This window comes from Pseudobacter sp., assembly GCF_051955275.1.
GTDB lineage: Bacteria > Bacteroidota > Bacteroidia > Chitinophagales > Chitinophagaceae > Pseudobacter.
On the sequence record NZ_JBQCGW010000235.1, the window covers coordinates 1 to 18591 of the forward strand.

Consider the following 18591-nt stretch of genomic DNA (forward strand, 5'->3'; position numbering starts at 1 on the left):
TTCCGTTCCGGTGGTAAAGAAAAGTGTAAGTGCGGCCATCGCGTGTGAATTCTTTGAGCTTCAGGTTGGCGAGTGCGCGCCCCTCTTCGCCACCCAGCAGGTCCTTCACTTTATCGCAACTAAAAAATAAAACTGCCACGAGGCATAGAACTGTCAGCTGTTTCAGCTTTTGCATAATTGATAAGGCTTTTGTATGAAGAAAAAATATGAGCAGCTGTAAAAGCAGGTGAGGAGGGTGTGTTGAATTGAGGGGACGTAAAGGTAAAGGAAACTTCGTTTGTTCATCGCATGCAGAGTTTTCGGCAAGTGTGCACTATCTGCGTGGTGTCAACAACAGATAAAAAAAAGAGAATTGTGTTTTTCACTGATAGTGAATCCACCATTCTCTTTTTTGTTATAAAAAAATCGATAACCGAGTTATGCTTCTATCAGTTTTTTCAGGATCTCTTTCTGGATACTTTCGGTCTTGTTTTTTGCATACCAGGCGTGCAGTTCCTGGGCTATGGCTGCATATTCCATTCCTTCGGTCCTCATTTTTTTATAGAGCTCCTGTAAAACGGTTGGCCTGGGTCCCCAGTTGAACTTTTCTTCCAGGGTTTCTGAATCGAGTACCACCAGTTTTGGGATACTGCGGCTGGTGCCATCAGTTAAATACTGGTCAATCAGTTCCAGGTTGCTGTCTCTCAGTACCAGTCTGAGTTGTATCAGCGGGTTCACATTGGCCATAGCATTCAGCACGGGCAGGATCTGTGCAGCGTCTCCACACCAGCCTTCTGTGATCACCAGCCAGGTTTGTGGCCCGGAGATCTGTTGAAGTGTTTCTGTTACTTCAGGAAGGAGTTGAACGGTCTTGTCGATCCGCTGCATGCGCTGCACATTCAGTTTTGTATAATGCGCCAGTGAATCCGACTGTTGCGGGCCGGTCACCTTTCCCTCCAGCAACAGATCATCTACCAGTTTTCTGTAGGTGGAATAATCCATTGCTTCGGAGAGATATTTCCTGTCTACTTTTTTTCTGTTCGTTGTGATCATATTACCTGAGTTGAAATGGTGAAACTAAGTTTTGTTATGCAGGGTTGGCAGCATTGAATGCAGCTGCAAACTCTTTGGCAAAATCATCCAGCTTTATTTTTCCCAGCTGGCGATTGGTTTGTTTGAAATAATCGGCTGACATGGTGCCGGCATCGATGGAATTGCCCATTTCAATGAAATTACTGGCAATGTCCTGTCCAAGGCCTGCCTGTAACATTCCCTGGAGCGCCTGATCATCCGGGAATTTCACCCATGGCAGTCCGGGCTTGCCGATGGCATTACCCAAAGCTGTGGCAATCTGCTCTGTGCCCACTTCATCGCTCACCACGTAACGAACGGAGTGCCCTTTGAAGTTGAGCTGCAGAAGTTCCTCAGCGGCAACGGCTGCAATATCGTTGGTATGTACCAGTGGGAATGTGCCGGGCGCTGCACTGAAATTACTGCCGGTAATATTCAGGTGTTTGATAAGGTCGAGGTTGGCGTAAAGGTTGTAATAGAAATAGGCAGGGCGAAGATAAAGGATATTCACGTCTGCCAGTTTGTTGAACTCCTGTTCCAGCAGGTAGAGCCCGTCAACAGGACCATTACCCTTCGGCTGATCAGCACCAACGCTGCTCAATACCACTACATGCTTCACGCCGGAAGCCTTGATAGCTGCCGCATAGATCTTACCCTGCTCACCATAATGCGCCTTGATATCGGGTACGCTGTAATTGGGCGGGCACATCACATAAACGGCATCGGCACCTGCAAATGCTTTGGTGAGGAATGCTCCGTCTTCTATAGAACCTATGGCTGCTGTAGCGCCTTTGTCTACCAGTTCCTGCAGGTTGCCCGCGGTACGGCCGATCACAGTAACATCCTGTTTAGCATTCAATAATTGGAGAACGAGCGGTTTTGAGATATGGCCTGATGCGCCGGTAATTACGTATTTCATACTTCTTTAAATTTTGACGTTGGTTAAATTTATTATAATTGTATATACAAATGATAAGATAAAAAAAATTTAAGGTTCCAGTCTGTCTGCCATTTTGGTAATGGTATCGATCAGATGATCACATTCTTTCTGACCCAGCATATCATAATACTGCTTGCTGAACTCATTCGCACAGGCTACCAGTTCCGGGTGCAGTTCCTTTGCTTTGGGGGTAGGGTATACATTGGTGATCTTACCTTCCGAAGTGCGCACTACCAGTTTCTTGCTCTCCAGTTTTTCAATCAAACGCGTGATGGTAGAAGGTGTCAGATGAAGCTGATTGGCAATGACTCCCGGCTGAATGCCAGGTTCTTCTATCACCAGCAGCAGCACGTAAGCGTGGCTGGGTGACAGGTCCACTTTCTTCCATACATCGATGGCCATCTTTTCAACGATGCGGGCCAGCGCGCCGGAAGCGAAATAGAAACATTGCTTGAATTTGCTTTCTGAGATTTTCATACCAGTGTCCGCCACCTTATCGATAACGGTAATGCAAAGATAAGGGTTTTATTTGTATATGCAAATGTGTTTTTTTGATTGAATGAATACTTACCCTGGCAGAAGGCAGCTTAAAACTTATAAAGCCTCAAATCTGTCTAAAAGCTGACCGAGGAGCACCCGTGTAAATAAGGCGATGCTGAGTGTATTCAAAAATATGGTGGCCTCATCCTGGATGAAAGGCGCTTCCACCAGTTCCGACTTGCCGTGCTGCATCATCTGCGCCACCAGGCGTTCGTCCACTTCCATATGGAACTGAAGTCCTAATACATTGGTCCCTGCAAGATATCCCTGGTTTTTACAGGCTTTTGATTTAAAGAGGTGGGTTGCGCCGGCAGGAAGTTCGAATGTATCTCCGTGCCAATGGAAAACGGGAAAGTCTTCCGGGAAATCTTTCGTCAGCGGATGTTGCACATCAATGGTTTCCAAAAGCCACCAGCCGATCTCTTTCTGATCATTTTTATAAATACGTGCGCCCAGCACATCGGCGATCAGTTGTGAGCCGAGGCAGATGCCCAGTACTTTTTTACCTGCATCGATGGCGCTGCGGATATAGGCTTTCTCGGAAGCCAGCCATTTGTATTCTGTTTCATCGTGCACGCTCATAGGGCCTCCCATCACTACCAGCCAGTCAGTATTTTCAACAGGAGGAAATTCAACAGATTCATACAAACGGGTGAAGCTGGTGCTGAAACCCTTGCCCTGCGCCCATTCCAGGATATATCCCGGAGATTCGAATGCAACGTGCTGTATAAAATGGATATGCATGGTTATACTGCCTTACTTTTGTGTAGATTTACAAAGTTGCATAAAGAAATGTCCAATCCAAACTTAAATACTGATAAGAATTCGCAGAGTGCTGCCGACAAGGAGTTCGAGAACAATATCCGGCCCCGGGAGATCATTGATTTTGCGGGTCAGGGCCAGATCATCGAGAACCTGAAAATTTTCATCAAGGCAGCAAAGCTGCGGGGTGAGGCATTGGATCATATCCTTTTCCATGGACCTCCGGGTTTGGGTAAGACCACACTGAGCAGGATCGTGGCGAATGAACTGGGCGTGCAGATCAAAGAAACTTCCGGACCGGTGATTGAAAAGCCGGGAGACCTGGCGGGGCTGCTTACGAACCTGGAGCCGCATGATGTGCTCTTCATCGATGAGATCCATCGTTTGAGCACGGTGGTGGAGGAGTATCTCTATGCAGCGATGGAAGATTACCGTCTGGATATCATGATCGACAGCGGCCCCAATGCCCGTAGTATCCAGATCAACCTGAATCCGTTCACGCTGATCGGGGCCACCACGCGGAGCGGCCTGCTTACAGCGCCCTTGCTTTCAAGGTTCGGGATCAAATCAAGACTTGAATACTACCATGCAGATACTCTGAAGCAGATCGTGCTTCGATCTTCCGGGATCCTCAATACAAAGATCACTTCAGATGCGGCAGCAGAGATCGCCCGCAGGAGCCGCGGTACGCCGCGTATTGCGAATGGCCTGCTCCGCCGGGTGCGCGACTTTGCGCAGGTGCTGGGCAATGGTGTGATAGACCTGGGTATTACACAACACGCGCTGAAAGCGCTGAATGTGGATGAGCATGGGCTGGATGAAATGGACAACCGCATCCTGAATACCATCATCGAAAAATTCAAGGGCGGCCCGGTGGGCATCACTACTATTGCCACTGCAGTTGGTGAAGAAACAGGCACCCTGGAAGAAGTATATGAGCCATTCCTTATCCAGGAAGGCTTCATCAAGCGTACTCCACGCGGCCGCGAGGCTACCCATAAAGCATATGAACATCTCGGAAAGGATATCCGGGGTGGGAATCTGACCACACTTTTTTAATAGCTGTATTATCGGTGAGCAGTCGCTCGCGTCCCCGCGAGTGACAAATATTCCGTCGCCTCCGGCGACACGGTGTTCGCCAGAGGCGAACCAATAGAAGCCACTCGCGGCGACGCGGGCGGCTGGGCACACCAAAAGTAAAAGGGCCGACCCCATAAGGTCAGCCCTGTATATTTTAAGTGGTTCCTGCAATCTATGCTACAGGCACCACCAGTCTGAATCCGTTACCGTGGATATTCACGATCTCGATGGTATCATCTTCCTTCAGGTACTTCCTCAGTTTGGCGATGTATACGTCCATGCTGCGGCCGTTGAAGTAAGTGTCGCTACCCCAGATCTTCTTGAGCGCCTGTTCGCGGGGGAGCAGGTCGTTCATGTGCTCAGACAGCATCTTCAGCAGTTCATTCTCCTTGGGGGATAATGTCTGTGTTTTACCTGCATGGCTGAGTTCGCGCAGTTTGGGATTGAAATGATAGCTGGCGAGATCGTATTCTTTATTCTCCTGCTCTTTGGTCACCTCTTCATTGCGTTTGAGGATGGCCTTTATTTTGAGGAGGAGCACTTCACTGTCGAATGGCTTGGTGATATAATCATCAGCACCCAGTTTGTAACCCTGGATGATATCTTCTTTCATGGTTTTAGCGCTGATGAAGAAGAGGGGAATATCGGGGTCAACATCACGGATCTCTTCTGCCAGGGTGAAGCCGTCCATATGCGGCATCATGATATCCAGCAGGCAGAGTTCGAACTTCTCACGCTGGAAGGCGGCCAGTCCGAGGCGGCCATCCCTTTCAAGGGTAACATCGAAATCATTCAGTTCAAGGTAGTTCTTAAGTACACTGCCCAGGTTCGTATCATCTTCACATAACAATATTTTCGGTTTCTTTCCTTCCATTGTTGGTAGATTTTATTCTTGATAGTGTAAATAAAATTAAATCATTTATCACATCCGGCAAGTGCCGTGTAATATTTTGTTAATTACTAATGCATGGGAGTCTACTGACGGCTGAGGTTGAAGCTGCCTGCGTCCTGGTTGGGATCCCCGCTGCTCTTGAATTTGCCGTCGGCCATCTTCGTATTGCCTTCGGTGAGGGTAGCTGTGCCGGTAACAGTTTCCAGACCCTGGGCATATTCAAATACCACATTGTCTGAATCCTCCGCTTTCTGCCAGGTACCGGTAAACGTGTATTTGGCAGTGGGATCGTCAACGGCCACGAATGATATCTCCAGCTTCCTGTTCTCTTTGAACTGCACTTTTACCGGCTTGAAGTTGCGGTCATACACCTTGCCTTCACCCTGCCACTCCGTATTGGTGAGGTCATACGGTTCTTTGCTGTCGCTGCTTTTCTTACAGGCAACAACCAGGGTAATCATCAGAAAGGCCAGTATCGGCAGTATCACACGCGGCTTCATGGGGATGAGTTGAAATGTTTTCACTAATTATCAGGCTGACTATCCAAACGGAATAAGCGCTGCATTCGTATGAAAATAATAATTCCTAAGCAGCAGTTATACTTAATAAAGTTACAATAAACGGGCCGTATACGATTCCGCTCATTTTCAGTACCTTCCGCTCTACAAAATCATACTATGGCAGACCAGAACGCATTCCTTCAATTGGTAAAAGACGGATATACTTTCAAGGGTGAATCATTCCGCATCGGGGCAGCTATGCTCGATGGCCAGGTGTTGCAAGGCGCAGATATCCTGCTTCCCCTCAAAACCATGAACCGCCACGGCCTGATTGCAGGTGCTACCGGTACCGGTAAAACGAAAACCCTGCAGGTGCTGGCCGAAGGCCTCAGCGATGCCAGTGTACCCGTTCTGCTGATGGATATCAAGGGTGATCTCAGTGGTATTGCCCAGCCAGGTGTGGAAAATGACAAGATCAAAGAACGTATGCAGAAAATGGGCGGTACCTGGACTCCCTCCGGATTTCCCGTTGAACTGATGACGCTCAGCAATGAGAAAGGAGTAAGGCTTCGTGCCACCGTTACGGAATTCGGTCCCATCCTGCTTTCCAAGATACTCGACCTCAACGATACACAACAGGGCCTGGTGGCCATGATCTTCAAATACTGCGACGATAACAAGATGCCGCTGCTTGATCTGAAGGACTTCACCAAAATACTTCAGTATGTAAGCAATGAAGGCAAGGCCGATATTGAAAAGAGCTATGGCAAGATCGCCACAACCAGCACCGGCACCATCCTGCGTAAAGTGATAGAGCTGCAGCAGCAGGGCGCCGATATTTTCTTTGGTGAGCCATCTTTTGATGTAGACGACCTGATGCGGATATCAGATGATGGCCGTGGTATGATCAGTGTGCTGCGTGTAACGGATATGCAGAACCGGCCAAAGCTGTTCAGTACTTTTATGCTGCAGATGCTGGCGGAACTCTATGCCACCCTTCCTGAGGCAGGTGACCTTGACAAACCCAAAATGGTGATGTTCATCGATGAGGCCCATCTGGTTTTCCAGGAAGCCACGGAAGCGTTGTTGCAACAGATCGAAACAGTGATCAAGCTGATCCGCTCCAAAGGCGTGGGCATTTTCTTCTGCACACAGAACCCGCAGGATGTGCCAGCCAGCGTGCTGAGCCAGCTCGGTCTGAAAATACAACACGCGCTGCGCGCTTTCACGGCAGCAGACCGCAAAACCATCAAACAGGCAGCACAGAATTATCCTGAAACTGAATTCTACAAAACGGAAGACCTGCTTACGCAGCTCGGTATAGGCGAAGCGTTTGTGACCATGCTGAACGAGAAAGGCATTCCTACTCCTCTCGTACACGCCATGCTGGTTTCTCCCCGCAGCCGTATGGACGTGTTGAGCGATACGGAAATAGACAGCATCATTTCCAGGTCCAAACTGGTGAGGAAGTATGCTGAAACCGAAGATTCCGAAAGCGCTTACGAGATCCTCACAGCCAAGCTCGAAGAGGCTGCAAAGAAATCGGAGGAAGAAGCTGAAGAGAAAGCGGCCAAAAAGAAACCTGCCAAAGAAGAAAAATCAACGGTGGAAAAAGTACTGGACAGCGGTGCTACAAAGCAGTTCATGAGAACTGTTGCCGGAGGACTGGGAAGAGCCCTGCTGGGCGTTCTTGGAGTTGGCGGGAGAAGCAGCAGTAAAAAGAAAAGCAGTGGATGGTTTTAAGACCGGTCACTGATCTCCCCGTTTGCGTTCACTCCTATTTTTTCTTCTGACTGAAGGAAGGCGATGGCTTCGCGGACCTTGTGTTTCTGTATGCCCGGAAGTGCCGCCATGATCTGTTCCTGTGTAGCAGGACGTTGTTGGATCACTGCTTTGATCTGCTGATGGATCTGCGCCAGCTCTGCAGGGTGGAGAGGTTTCTTCTGCTGCTCCAGGCAGATATCACAAACGCCGCAAGCACCTGCTTCCTTATCGCCAAAATACTGTGCGATCTGCTGGCTGCGGCATTGTTTTCTTTCTTCCAGGTAATGTAAAAAGGTGTGGATACGCGATGCAAAGAGTTGTTTCCTTTTATTGAAATGCACCATATTGATGCGCAGCTCTTCCGTTCTCACACGATTGAGGCGGAGATAGAGTTGCGGCGTATCTTTCTGAGGTACATATTCGATAATACCATAACCATGCAGTTTACGAAGCTGAAGCTTTACTGTGTCGGCGTCGCTGCGCATGAGGTAGGCGATATTTTTTTCTGAAACAGGAGTGGGCTGATCAAAGATGCCCTCGTATGTGCGGAGCAGTGTTTTGATCAGTGGCTCCAGATCGGGGTGCATCTCTTCAAATTCATAGAGCCATTGCTTGCCGGTGATGAAGCCAACAGATGCGGGAATGAAAACCTGTTCATTGTAATTCATCCATCCTTCCTGCTCCATTGCTTTCAGTGCGTAAGTGGCCAGTCTTGGTTCGGGATGGAATTTCGCAATGAGGTCGTTCAGCTCAAAGTCGTAATAAGAACCACCGCCAAGTCCATTCGGCACCTGCAGGTAATTCATTACATCTGTATAGATCTTCCTGATATCATCAGCTTCGGGGAAGCGGATATCCGGCATGGCGCGCAGGTCTTCAGGATCCTGGTGGTCGTAGAGTAAAACAGCGTAGGATCTTTTACCATCACGGCCTGCACGGCCGGCTTCCTGGTAATAATTCTCCATACAGTCGGGAGGATCTGCGTGAACCACAATGCGTACATCGGGTTTATCGATGCCCATACCGAAGGCGTTGGTGCAAACGATATTACGGATCTCATTTTTGATCCAGGCTTCCTGGCGGCGATTGCGTTCTTCACGTGGGAGACCTGCGTGGTAACATTCGGATTGGATACCGTAGAGGTTGAGCTGATCGCTGATCTGTTTGGTGCGTTTGCGGCTGCGGCAATACACGATGCTGCTGCCTGGCACTTTTTCCAGGATATCCCTGATCCTGACGATCTTGCTATCCACTTCAAAAACACTGTAGCTCAGGTTGGGCCTGGCAAAAGAGGTCTGGAAAATATTCCGGCCGGCGAAATCCAGTTTGGCGCAGATATCTTCCTGCACTTCCGGTGTGGCAGAGGCGGTGAGCGCCAGGATGGGCACGTCTGCCACTTCATCGCGCAGCGCAGCGATCTTCAGGTAAGAAGGCCTGAAATCATAGCCCCACTGGGAAATACAATGCGCTTCGTCCACAGCAATGAGACAGAGATTCAGTCCGGGCAGGTATTCCCGGAACAGCGGAGTTTCAAGCCTTTCCGGAGATACATATAAAAATTTGCAATTGCTTTCCGTTGCGAGTTTCAGTACATTGATCACATCTTTCCGGCCCATTCCTGAATCAATGGAAAAGGCGGTGATGCCTTTTTTACGGAGGTTTTCCACCTGGTCTTTCATGAGGGCGATGAGCGGACTCACCACCAGGCATAAGCCATCCTGTGCAAGTGCCGGCAGTTGAAAGCACAATGATTTGCCTCCTCCGGTAGGAAGGATGGCCAGTGTGTCCTCCCTGTTGAGCACAGAATTGATGATGGCTTCCTGCATGGGGCGGAAGCCATCGTATCTGAAATATTCTTTGAGTAATGAATGGATATAGGCCATAAGATCACAGTACCTTCTTTACAAAGAGGCGAACGGAATTGATGGCAAGTACAACATCGCTCAATCCCATCACCAGTGCACCAAAGGTAGGGGTGAGAAGGCCAAATGCCGCCACGGGGATAGCAACAATATTGTATGCGAAAGCCCAGAACAGGTTCTGGCGGATAGTCATGAACGTATGCCTGCCCAGTCCCAGTGAAAGTGGCAGGTTGCGGATGCCATTGTTCATCAGCACCACATCGGCTGTTTGCACGGCAATCTGTGAAGCTGCGCTGAGCGAGATGCCCACCGTTGCTTTCGCAAGGGCCGGTGCATCGTTGATACCGTCGCCTACCATGGCGGTAGGGCCTTTCAGGGTGAGGTCTTCCACTACAGTGAGTTTTTCCTGCGGTGTCTGTTCTGCTATCACTTCATCGATGCCAAGGAAATCTGCCAGCTGTTTGCATTTATCGTAGCGGTCGCCACTGAGCAGGATGGTGCGGATATTCCGGTGACGCAGGTATTGCACCACCGTCATGGCTTCCGGACGTACTTCATCTTTTACATCGATCCAGCCGATGAGCTGGTCGTTTTTGAGGATATAGACATTGTGTTTGTCGTCTTTGGTGTGGGCCTGTGCAATTTTGAAAGAGCCTGCCTGCCAGGTATCCCCTTCTTTGGTGATGCCTTTCATTCCGATACCTTTCACTTCTTCTATCTTGTCCCAGCGGGTCACCTGGCTCTGTTTCCATTCCCGGGCGATGCATTGTGCAATCGGGTGGTTGGAATACTTTTCGAGCGAGAAAACGATCTGTTTGAATTCCTCTTCTTTTATATCCTCATTCTTCTCAAATCCTGCAATCACAAAATCACCAGTGGTGAGGGTGCCGGTTTTATCGAATACAACCTGCCTGATGTTTTTGAATACTTCCAGGCTTTTTGCATTTCGGAAAAGCACACCATTTCGGGCTGCACGGCCCAGCCCCACTGCGATGGCCGCCGGAGTTGCCAGTCCCATGGCACAGGGGCATGCAATTACCAGAACAGCTATACTTCGCATAAGCGAGGCCGTGAAATCATGGAGGAAGATCCAGTTTGCGATGAGTGTGATGGCTGCGATAACCAGCACCACAGGTACAAAGATGGCACTGATCCGGTCGGCCATCTGCTGTACGGGCGGCTTCTCGCCCTGCGCGCGTTTAACCAGGTCGATGATATTGCTCAGCACCGATTGTTTGGCTTCTGCCGTTACATAGGCTTTCACTGTACCATCTACCAGCAGGCTGCCGCCGATGAGGTGGTCCTTTGCTTTTTTGGAGATGGGCAGGCTCTCACCGGTGATGATGCTTTCGTTCACGGTGGCATCTCCCCATAATATTTTACAATCAGCCGGCACCTGTTCGCCGTTTTTGATCAGGAGGATATCGCCAACGCGAAGGGTGGTGTTCTCCACGGGGAAAACATGTTCCTGGTGCTGGTCGTCGTAAGCGATCATATTGGCCATCACTTTTTGTGAGCTGGCGAGTTTGTTGAGTGATCGTTGGGTGCTCTGAATGCTGGCGTCTTCCATCCAGTTGCCCAGGAATACGAGGGTGATCACGGAAGCGGCGGTCTCAAAGAAGAGGTAGCCTTCTCCCATTCCCAGAAATGCACCAGCAAGGCTGTATACGAATGCGGCAGTTGCCCCGATGGCTATGAGCACGTTCATATTGGGCATACCGTTGCGGATGCTCTTGATGGCGCTTCGTCCGAAGAAATCCATGCCCACGATATACACGGGCAGGCAGAGGGCCAGCTGAACCCAGGGATTCATGAGCCAGTGGATATGCACCCACCTGTCGAACATATGCATCAGGAGGGGCAGGGTGAAAATGATGCAGAAGAGGAAGCGCTCCTTATGGTTCCTCAGGAATTTCTTCTTTTTGGTCTGTATGCTGGCATCGCCTGCGTCTACTGAATAGCCGAGGGATTCAATGCCTTTGAGGATATCTTCTTTTTTATTGACGCCGTTGATGGTGAAGCTCACGTCTCCTCCGGCCAGGTTCACTTTCACATCTGCCAGCCCTTTCTTTTCGAGGAACTGCCGGATTGTGAGCACGCAGTTGGAGCAGTCCATCCCATCTACTTTCCAATTCACTGTTTCCATTGCTTAGGAGTTTATATTGATCATCAGGTTAGTATTGGCAAATTTACCGAACGGAGCCGGGAAGGGCCTTATAACTAAACGTATAATATCGCTGCACGGTTGCAATTTCGGGAATTTGTAATGGGACGGTTCATATTAACCTTCAGGATGGAAGGCTTATAAATCGCTCAGAGCCTTGTATATTTGCGTTTTATGCAACTATCATTTACTCTGGAAACCATTCATGAGGCTGCCCGCCAGTTCTGGGCAGCGGTAGGAGACAGGAAGGTCCTGGCTTTTCATGGACAGATGGGTGCAGGGAAGACTACTTTTGTTCATGCCCTGTGCGATGTGAAAGATGTTACCAGTACGGTGGGAAGCCCAACGTTTTCCATCATCAACGAGTATGCCTGGCCCGGTGGACAGCTCTTTCATATCGATCTGTACAGGCTGAAGGATGAGGAAGAGGCCATCAGGGCGGGAGTGGAGGACTGTTTTTATTCCGGAAATATTTGCCTGGTGGAATGGCCTGAGCGGGCTGAAGGGATTTTTCCCGAAAATACGCTTCAGGTGCATATTTCCGTAACCGATCCGGCTACCCGGCTCCTTCAGATAGATGAGAAATAAGTATATTTGATATAGCTGCCAATAAGAAAATCAACTTCATGTCCCAGCAACGACCGATCATCAGCACCTCTTTCAGTTACGAAACACTTGAAGAAAAACTTGATGTGAAGCCCAAAGGGGCTCAACTACATATAGGTATCCCTAAAGAAACCGCCTTCCAGGAGAACCGCATTGCGTTAACTCCCGATGCTGTAGGCGTTCTGATCAGCAATGGTCATGATGTAGTGATAGAGCACAATGCCGGTGAGGCGGCACATTTCCGTGACCGCGACTACAGCGAGGCAGGAGCCCGGATCGTGTACGACAAGGCTGAAGTTTTCAAAGCGCCCATCCTCGTAAAGAGCGCTCCCATCGTAGAGGAAGATATTCCCTATCTGCAGTTCAACCAGGTGATCATTTCCCCCATCCATCTCTCCGCCATGAAAGCGGAACTGCTGCAGAAGATGATGGACAAGCGCATCACCGCTATTTCCTTCGAGAATCTGAAAGATGACAGCGACAGTCTCCCTATCGTGCGCAGCATGAGTGAGATAGCCGGCAGCGCCGTGATGCTGATAGCCGGGCAGTACCTCAGCTCCGCCAATCATGGCAAGGGCGTATTGCTCGGAGGGATATCAGGGATCCCGCCCACCAAGGTGATCATCCTTGGTGCCGGTATCGTGGGTGAGTTTGCTGCCCGCGCAGCCCTGGCCCTCGGCGCCTCCGTGAAGGTGTTCGACAGCAGCGTATATCGTTTAAAAAGACTTCAGAATAATATCGGTCAGCGTATGTGGACTTCCGTTATAGAGCCCCGCATCCTGGCCAAGCAGCTCAAGACCTGCGAAGTGGCGGTAGGCGCCCTGGCCTCCACTACTGGCCGCACTCCGGTAGTAGTGACCGAAGAAATGGTCAGCAATATGCGTCCTGGCAGTGTGGTCATCGATGTCAGCATCGACCGTGGTGGCTGCTTTGAAACTTCCGAGATCACCAGTCATGAACATCCCATCTTCATGAAATACGGCGTGATCCATTATTGCGTGCCCAATATTCCCTCGGGCTTTGCACGTACCGCCAGCCAGGCCATCAGCAACGTGCTGATGCCACTCCTGCTTGAAGCCGGCGACGAAGGCGGCTTTGAGAACCTGGTATGGCACAAGGTGCATCTCCGCAGCGGCATCTACATTTTCAAAGGCGCACTCACAAATTTCCATCTCAGTCAGAGATTTGATCTGAAGTACACGGATCTGAATCTGCTGATAGCAAGTCAACGTTAATTGCTTACCCGGCGTATAAAAACCGGGCTGCGAAAACAAACCGCACCTTTTAGTGGTGCTATTGGGCATTTGTTGGGAGAGATTGGGCTGATGTAGTTCTATTGATCTTCTTCGCTTATGTTTTCAAGGCCCTTGTTTTCATAACTCTCGCCGCATGAGGTCCTTTGTACTGCACCCAAGGTTGAGTGGTTGGCAAATTATTGCATATGCAGGGATGCACATTCAGTTTGCAATTTAATGCTTGGATATAATTTTTGAGCGTCAGCTTTAGTGAGCAGTAAATGATCCATGTGCATCATTCTCCTTCAGGCAGTCTGTCAATGTTACCTTTCATCAGGGTCTTCGAAGTTGTTTCCATTTTTTCTTTCCTCTGATCATCTCAGCTTCTTTGATCCGCCATGTAGCGTGCAAATGAGCACAGCTTCAGGGTTCTGCATTATAGTTGCCGCACGTCCGGAGACATGGAGCAAAGGGTGTGTGAAAAGGTGGTCTTGAAAACATACGTTCCGGTAGCTCATCATTGCCCTGCCGTTCCAACATACCCCACCAAAGCCTAATTAAAATCCTAAAAGGTGTGGGTATGTTTTCCAACCACCGGTTCACACCCCTTTGCGAGACTAAACAAAAAATGCTTACTTATAATCAAGAATATTGATCCTGTGCTCACAAAAGCTATACTCCTGCGGATCATTAGAGCTGACAATGATCAGCCTCCCCTCGCCGTAGGCGCTGATGAGAGATTGGTAGAGCGCGATGCCTTCGGCATCAAGGTTGGTGCATGGCTCGTCCAGCAGAAGAACCGGTACATCGGAGAAGATGGCCTGTGCCAGTTTCACGCGTTGCTTCATGCCGGAGCTGTAGAAGCGGATCTGTTTGTGGGCAGCTTTGGTGAGACCTACTTTTTCAATGATCTCTTTGATGCTGATCCGGGGAAGCAGGGGCTTGAATTGCTGATGGAAATGCAGGAATTCAGTAACGCTCATTTCCTCGATGAGTTCCAGGTAGGGAGCGGCTATGGAGATCTTTCTGAAGGCGTGATCGGTTTCCACTTTGCGGGTCTGAATGGCGGGATTGTGTTGTGCTGCCTGCACTGCCGGTACATCGATGATGTAATGGGCTTCTCCTTCGGAGAGCGCAATGGCTCCGCCGATAGCTTGCAGCAATGTACTTTTCCCGGAGCCGTTGGGCCCTGTGATAGCATAAGACTTGCCTTCAGTGAAACTGTAATCTACTTTACGGAAGATCCATTCGCGGTTAAAGCGCTTGCCTGCATTAATCAGCGATATCTTCATCCACACTATTTTTTGAATAGCGTTTAATGATACCGCGACCACTTTCACGGATGAATGTTACGATCTCATCACGTTCGTCGGTTGCAGGGAACTCTTCTTCCAGGAATTCGAGGGCCTGGGAAGTGTTCATGCCTTTGTTGTAGATAACACGATAGATATCCAGCAGGTGGTTGATCTTGTCAACGGTAAAGCCTCTGCGTTTCAGACCAACGGAATTAACGCCGGAGTAGCTGAGGGGCTGACGGCCTGCCTTGATAAAAGGAGGAATATCTTTTCCAACCAGTGAACCGCCGCTGACGAAAGCGTGGGCACCGATCTTTACGAACTGGTGAACGGCGCACATGCCACCCAGGATTGCCCAGTCGCCCATTTCCACGTGGCCGGCAATCTGTGTGTTGTTGCTCATGATACAGTTACTACCGATCATGCAGTCGTGCGCAATATGGCTATAAGCCATGATAAGGCAGTTATTGCCTACCCTGGTCTTACCTCTGTCGTTGGTACCGCGGTTGATGGTTACGAACTCACGGATAGTGGTATTATCGCCAATTTCCACCATGGTATCTTCCCCGCCGAATTTCAGATCCTGTGGGATTGCCGCGATTACGGCGCCGGGGAAAATCCGGCAATTCTTTCCAATGCGTGCCCCTTCCATGATAGTTACATTGCTGCCTATCCAGGTTCCTTCGCCGATCTCAACGTTCTGATGGATCACGGTGAAGGGGTCTACTTTCACATTAGTGGCCAGTTTCGCATTTGGATGAATGTACGTATGCGGATGGATCATTTGATTTACGTTCTTAAGTGTTGTTACAGGAAGAGGGTTCATGGTATTGAATTCAACCCCGTTCCCGTTGGGGTCTTGGTTACGCACCCCGCTTTGCGGGTCTTGCTTTATGATTTGGCGTTTGATACTCAAGTGATCAGCTAAAAGAGTTAAAGTCGGGGTTCAAGCCGACCCGCAAAAATATAACTTATATACAAACGAACTTTTTTATTCTTAGTATACATGCGGCTGTCAATTTAACCGCGTTTTACCAGTTGCGCCATCAGATCACCTTCGGTAGCCACCTTATTGCCTACATATACAGTGCCTCTCATTTCACAGAAACCTCTGCGGATGGGGGCCAGCAGTTCCATTTTCAGGATCATGGTATCGCCGGGAACCACTTTCTGCTTGAATTTCACGTTATCGATCTTCACAAAGAAAGTATCATAGTCTCCGGGAGGCATGGCATTGATAGCGAGGATGCCACCGCACTGGGCGAGGGCTTCGATCTGAAGAACGCCGGGCATAACGGGATTACCGGGGAAATGGCCTTGAAAGAACCATTCGTCAAAAGTTACATTTTTCACGCCAACGATCTGTTTGTCAGACAGTTCAATGATCTTGTCTACCAGCAGGAACGGGTGGCGGTGAGGAAGGGTCTTTTCAATCTGCTGAAGATTATATACCGGTGGCTGATTGGGATCATACACGGGGATATTCTTCAGTTGTTTATTCTTTTTAATGTATTGCTTGATGATGCGGGCAAAGTCCACGTTGGTGCTATGACCGGGCCTGTTGGCGATGATATGCGCCTTGATGGGATAGCCGATCAGTGCCAGGTCACCTACCACGTCCAGGAGTTTATGACGGGCGGGCTCATTGGGAAAGCGCAGCTCCAGGTTGTTCAGGTAGCCCTCGCTTTTCACGCCCATTTTTTCCCTGCCAAAGGCTTTGGCCAACCTTTCCATTTCGTCTTCTGTAACGGGTTTGTCAACTACCACGATGGCATTGTTGATGTCTCCGCCTTTGATCAGGTTGTGCTCCAGGAGCATTTCCAGTTCGTGAAGGAAAACGAAGGTGCGGCAGGAAGAGATCTCGGATCTGAATTCCCCCATATTCTTCAGACCGGCGTGCTGGGTTCCCAGAACGGGGCTGTTGAAGTCGATCAGGGTGGTGATCTTATAATCGGTAGCGGGGAGGGCGGTCATTTCCACGCGCTTCTTCTCATCGTAATGGGTGATATGTGTATCTATGAAATACCATTGTTTAGCGGCATCCTGTTCCAGCACGCCTGCTTTCTCGATGATTTCCACAAAGGGGGCGGAGCTACCGTCCATGATGGGGATCTCAGGGCCGTTGAGCTCGATCAGACAGTTGTCTACGCCCATTCCCACCAGTGCGGCGAGGATATGCTCCACCGTGCTCACTTTGGCGCCATTATCTTCCAGGGTAGTACCTCTTGAGGTATCGGTTACCAGGTCGCAGTCGGCCTTGATCACCGGTTGTCCGGGGAGGTCGATGCGTTGAAAGCTGAAACCGAAGCCGGGATTGGCTGGTTTCAGGGTCATATCCACCTTGGAACCTGTATGCAGGCCCGTGCCTGAAATACTTATAGCCGATCCGAGAGTATGCTGCTTGTCAGGATTGAAGTTAGCGTCCATTCAATTTTTTTAGATGCGCAAAGATACACTTCAACGTATTATTACCTCCCTAAGTTGTATTGATATTTTACGGGTGGAGGGTGATGGAAGGGCTATTGGGGCTCAATTCCGCATCTGTGCTGGGTTTTATGGGATCAATTTTGTTTTATATAATTTAAAATGAATATCATTTTGCACCGGGTTTCCGGCATAGGAAGTGGAAATCAGCGGGTTAGAATTTACTCGGAGACCACTAGCTCGCTTCTGGCGAGTGAGGAATATTAGTTCGCTTCTGGCGAACGCAGAACTCGCCAGGAGGCGAGCAAACAGAAGGCACTCGCGGGATGCGAGCGATTGGGCACTGCCAAATGAAACGGGGCTGAATTTTTAGTTCAGCCCCGATCCGGATATTATTTGAAGGAATTTATACTTTTTCAGCCAGCAGCTGCTGCACCAGTTTTTCCAGTTCTTTAATTCTCTTTTCCAGTTCAGGGAGGTTGCGGCTCACTGCCTGGGAACGGAGGGCGCTGGTATAGTCGAATGCGGGGGAACCGGTAACGGCCGCATTGCTGGTTTTGATGGATTTGCTCACGCCGCTCTGGGCATTGATGCGGGCGCCATCGGCAATGGAGATATGTCCAACGATACCGGCCTGTCCGCCAATCATTACATTATTACCCAGTTTGGTGCTGCCGCTTACGCCGGCCTGTGCCGCGATCACGGTATTGTTACCTACTTCCACATTGTGGGCTATCTGGATCAGGTTATCCAGTTTGGCACCTGATTTAACGAGTGTGGAACCGATGGTAGCGCGGTCAATGGTGGCATTGGCGCCGATTTCCACAAAATCTTCCACAATCACGTTGCCGATCTGTGGCACTTTCTTGAAACTTCCATCTGCCTGAGGGGCAAAGCCAAAACCATCGCTGCCCAGCACGGTGCCGGCATGGATGGTCACGTTTTTTCCTATCACACAATCGTGGTAGATCTTAACACCGGGATGAACAATAGTATTATCGCCGATGGTAACCTTGTCTCCGATATAGGCATTAGGGAAGATCTTTACATTATTGCCCAATACCACGCCTTCGCCAATATAGCAGAATGCGCCGAGGAAAAGGTTCTCTCCCAGTTTGGCGGTGGGTGCTACGTAAACCGGTTCCTGTCTGCCTACCATTTGCTGGGTCATCACCTCCTGGTATTTTGTAAGAAGGGTGGCAAATGCAGTGTAGGCGTCTTCAACGCGGATAAGGGTTCCCTTGACCGGTTGCCTGAGTTCCTGTGTCTGGCTTATGATGATCACGGTTGCTTCCGTGGTGTACAAATGATCTTCGTATTTGGGATTGGCCAGGAAGGCGAGCTGCCCCTGTTTGGCCTCTTCGATCTTACCGAAAGAGCCGACGGCTGCATTGGGATCGCCTTCCACTTTCCCGTTGATGATCATGGCTATTTGCGCTGCTGTGAATTGCATGGTTGTTGAGCTTTTATAAGGGAT

General features: G+C 49.6%; 16 protein-coding genes. 4 read left to right on the top strand and 12 right to left on the bottom strand.

The window, feature by feature from the left end:
- Positions 1-417: 417 nt before the first annotated feature.
- The 4 genes from ACTHMC_RS20585 to ACTHMC_RS20600 form a co-directional block, all read right to left on the bottom strand.
- On the bottom strand, positions 418-1032 hold the full coding sequence (locus ACTHMC_RS20585) for a thioredoxin family protein (protein WP_440415978.1): 615 nt from the start codon (positions 1030-1032) through the stop codon (positions 418-420).
- Positions 1033-1066: 34 nt separating this feature from the next.
- Positions 1067-1969, bottom strand: a complete 903-nt coding sequence (locus ACTHMC_RS20590) for an NmrA family NAD(P)-binding protein (protein WP_440415980.1) — start codon at positions 1967-1969, stop codon at positions 1067-1069.
- 69 nt (positions 1970-2038) lie between these two features.
- Positions 2039-2467, bottom strand: coding sequence for a MarR family winged helix-turn-helix transcriptional regulator (locus ACTHMC_RS20595; protein ID WP_440415981.1), 429 nt, complete (start codon positions 2465-2467; stop codon positions 2039-2041).
- Between the two features lie 117 nt (positions 2468-2584).
- Complete coding sequence (locus ACTHMC_RS20600) at positions 2585-3274, bottom strand: type 1 glutamine amidotransferase (protein ID WP_440415983.1); 690 nt, start codon at positions 3272-3274, stop codon at positions 2585-2587.
- A 48-nt stretch (positions 3275-3322) separates the two neighbouring features.
- Here ACTHMC_RS20600 and ruvB point away from each other — a divergent pair, with 48 nt between their 5' ends.
- On the top strand, positions 3323-4351 hold the full coding sequence (gene ruvB / locus ACTHMC_RS20605; RefSeq protein WP_440415984.1) for a Holliday junction branch migration DNA helicase RuvB: 1029 nt from the start codon (positions 3323-3325) through the stop codon (positions 4349-4351).
- Positions 4352-4544: 193 nt separating this feature from the next.
- Here the strand turns inward: ruvB and ACTHMC_RS20610 are convergent, their stop codons facing one another.
- Both ACTHMC_RS20610 and ACTHMC_RS20615 read right to left on the bottom strand, forming a co-directional pair.
- The gene (locus tag ACTHMC_RS20610; RefSeq protein WP_440415985.1) at positions 4545-5246 is read right to left on the bottom strand and encodes a response regulator transcription factor; all 702 of its coding nucleotides are present in this window, start codon (positions 5244-5246) and stop codon (positions 4545-4547) included.
- A 101-nt stretch (positions 5247-5347) separates the two neighbouring features.
- The gene (locus ACTHMC_RS20615; protein WP_440415986.1) at positions 5348-5788 is read right to left on the bottom strand and encodes a hypothetical protein; all 441 of its coding nucleotides are present in this window, start codon (positions 5786-5788) and stop codon (positions 5348-5350) included.
- Between the two features lie 153 nt (positions 5789-5941).
- Between ACTHMC_RS20615 and ACTHMC_RS20620 the strand changes: the two genes are divergently transcribed.
- A complete protein-coding gene (locus ACTHMC_RS20620) occupies positions 5942-7507 on the top strand; it encodes a helicase HerA-like domain-containing protein (RefSeq protein ID WP_440415987.1) in 1566 nt (521 codons plus the stop codon).
- Here ACTHMC_RS20620 and ACTHMC_RS20625 read toward each other — a convergent pair.
- Both ACTHMC_RS20625 and ACTHMC_RS20630 read right to left on the bottom strand, forming a co-directional pair.
- A complete protein-coding gene (locus tag ACTHMC_RS20625) occupies positions 7504-9411 on the bottom strand; it encodes a RecQ family ATP-dependent DNA helicase (RefSeq protein WP_440415989.1) in 1908 nt (635 codons plus the stop codon). The two genes, ACTHMC_RS20620 and ACTHMC_RS20625, sit on opposite strands and share 4 nt — an antisense overlap.
- A gap of 4 nt (positions 9412-9415) precedes the next feature.
- Positions 9416-11536 carry a heavy metal translocating P-type ATPase gene (locus ACTHMC_RS20630; protein WP_440415991.1) on the bottom strand — a complete coding sequence of 707 codons (2121 nt, stop codon included), beginning with the start codon at positions 11534-11536 and terminating at the stop codon, positions 9416-9418.
- A gap of 192 nt (positions 11537-11728) precedes the next feature.
- Here ACTHMC_RS20630 and tsaE point away from each other — a divergent pair, with 192 nt between their 5' ends.
- Together tsaE and ACTHMC_RS20640 are read left to right on the top strand one after the other, a co-directional pair.
- Complete coding sequence (gene tsaE / locus ACTHMC_RS20635; protein ID WP_440415993.1) at positions 11729-12142, top strand: tRNA (adenosine(37)-N6)-threonylcarbamoyltransferase complex ATPase subunit type 1 TsaE; 414 nt, start codon at positions 11729-11731, stop codon at positions 12140-12142.
- A gap of 38 nt (positions 12143-12180) precedes the next feature.
- Positions 12181-13395 (top strand): alanine dehydrogenase, encoded by a 1215-nt coding sequence (locus ACTHMC_RS20640; protein ID WP_440415995.1) that lies wholly within the window; start codon positions 12181-12183, stop codon positions 13393-13395.
- 632 nt (positions 13396-14027) lie between these two features.
- On the opposite strand, the gene ACTHMC_RS20645 is transcribed toward ACTHMC_RS20640, so the two are convergent.
- The 4 genes from ACTHMC_RS20645 to lpxD all read right to left on the bottom strand — a co-directional run bounded on the left by ACTHMC_RS20645 (position 14028) and on the right by lpxD (position 18567).
- Complete coding sequence (locus ACTHMC_RS20645; protein ID WP_440415997.1) at positions 14028-14687, bottom strand: ABC transporter ATP-binding protein; 660 nt, start codon at positions 14685-14687, stop codon at positions 14028-14030.
- Positions 14668-15516: an acyl-ACP--UDP-N-acetylglucosamine O-acyltransferase gene (gene lpxA, locus ACTHMC_RS20650; RefSeq protein WP_440415998.1), complete on the bottom strand. Its 849-nt coding sequence runs from the start codon at positions 15514-15516 to the stop codon at positions 14668-14670. The genes ACTHMC_RS20645 and lpxA overlap by 20 nt, the downstream gene beginning before the upstream one ends.
- 194 nt (positions 15517-15710) lie before the next feature.
- Positions 15711-17117 carry a bifunctional UDP-3-O-[3-hydroxymyristoyl] N-acetylglucosamine deacetylase/3-hydroxyacyl-ACP dehydratase gene (locus tag ACTHMC_RS20655; RefSeq protein WP_440416000.1) on the bottom strand — a complete coding sequence of 469 codons (1407 nt, stop codon included), beginning with the start codon at positions 17115-17117 and terminating at the stop codon, positions 15711-15713.
- A gap of 403 nt (positions 17118-17520) precedes the next feature.
- Positions 17521-18567: a UDP-3-O-(3-hydroxymyristoyl)glucosamine N-acyltransferase gene (gene lpxD / locus ACTHMC_RS20660; RefSeq protein WP_440416002.1), complete on the bottom strand. Its 1047-nt coding sequence runs from the start codon at positions 18565-18567 to the stop codon at positions 17521-17523.
- Positions 18568-18591: the final 24 nt, after the last annotated feature.

Excerpts from the sequence above, each read along its gene's own strand:
- ACTHMC_RS20590 (WP_440415980.1), bottom strand. The coding sequence starts at position 1,969 with ATGAAATACGTAATTACCGGCGCATCAGGCCATATCTCAAAACCGCTC.
- ACTHMC_RS20625 (WP_440415989.1), bottom strand. The coding sequence starts at position 9,411 with ATGGCCTATATCCATTCATTACTCAAAGAATATTTCAGATACGATGGC.
- lpxA (WP_440415998.1), bottom strand. The coding sequence starts at position 15,516 with ATGAACCCTCTTCCTGTAACAACACTTAAGAACGTAAATCAAATGATC.
- tsaE (WP_440415993.1), top strand. The coding sequence starts at position 11,729 with ATGCAACTATCATTTACTCTGGAAACCATTCATGAGGCTGCCCGCCAG.
- ACTHMC_RS20630 (WP_440415991.1), bottom strand. The coding sequence starts at position 11,536 with ATGGAAACAGTGAATTGGAAAGTAGATGGGATGGACTGCTCCAACTGC.
- ACTHMC_RS20620 (WP_440415987.1), top strand. The coding sequence starts at position 5,942 with ATGGCAGACCAGAACGCATTCCTTCAATTGGTAAAAGACGGATATACT.
- ACTHMC_RS20585 (WP_440415978.1), bottom strand. The coding sequence starts at position 1,032 with ATGATCACAACGAACAGAAAAAAAGTAGACAGGAAATATCTCTCCGAA.
- ruvB (WP_440415984.1), top strand. The coding sequence starts at position 3,323 with ATGTCCAATCCAAACTTAAATACTGATAAGAATTCGCAGAGTGCTGCC.
- ACTHMC_RS20610 (WP_440415985.1), bottom strand. The coding sequence starts at position 5,246 with ATGGAAGGAAAGAAACCGAAAATATTGTTATGTGAAGATGATACGAAC.
- lpxD (WP_440416002.1), bottom strand. The coding sequence starts at position 18,567 with ATGCAATTCACAGCAGCGCAAATAGCCATGATCATCAACGGGAAAGTG.
- ACTHMC_RS20645 (WP_440415997.1), bottom strand. The coding sequence starts at position 14,687 with ATGAAGATATCGCTGATTAATGCAGGCAAGCGCTTTAACCGCGAATGG.
- ACTHMC_RS20640 (WP_440415995.1), top strand. The coding sequence starts at position 12,181 with ATGTCCCAGCAACGACCGATCATCAGCACCTCTTTCAGTTACGAAACA.
- ACTHMC_RS20655 (WP_440416000.1), bottom strand. The coding sequence starts at position 17,117 with ATGGACGCTAACTTCAATCCTGACAAGCAGCATACTCTCGGATCGGCT.
- ACTHMC_RS20600 (WP_440415983.1), bottom strand. The coding sequence starts at position 3,274 with ATGCATATCCATTTTATACAGCACGTTGCATTCGAATCTCCGGGATAT.
- ACTHMC_RS20595 (WP_440415981.1), bottom strand. The coding sequence starts at position 2,467 with ATGAAAATCTCAGAAAGCAAATTCAAGCAATGTTTCTATTTCGCTTCC.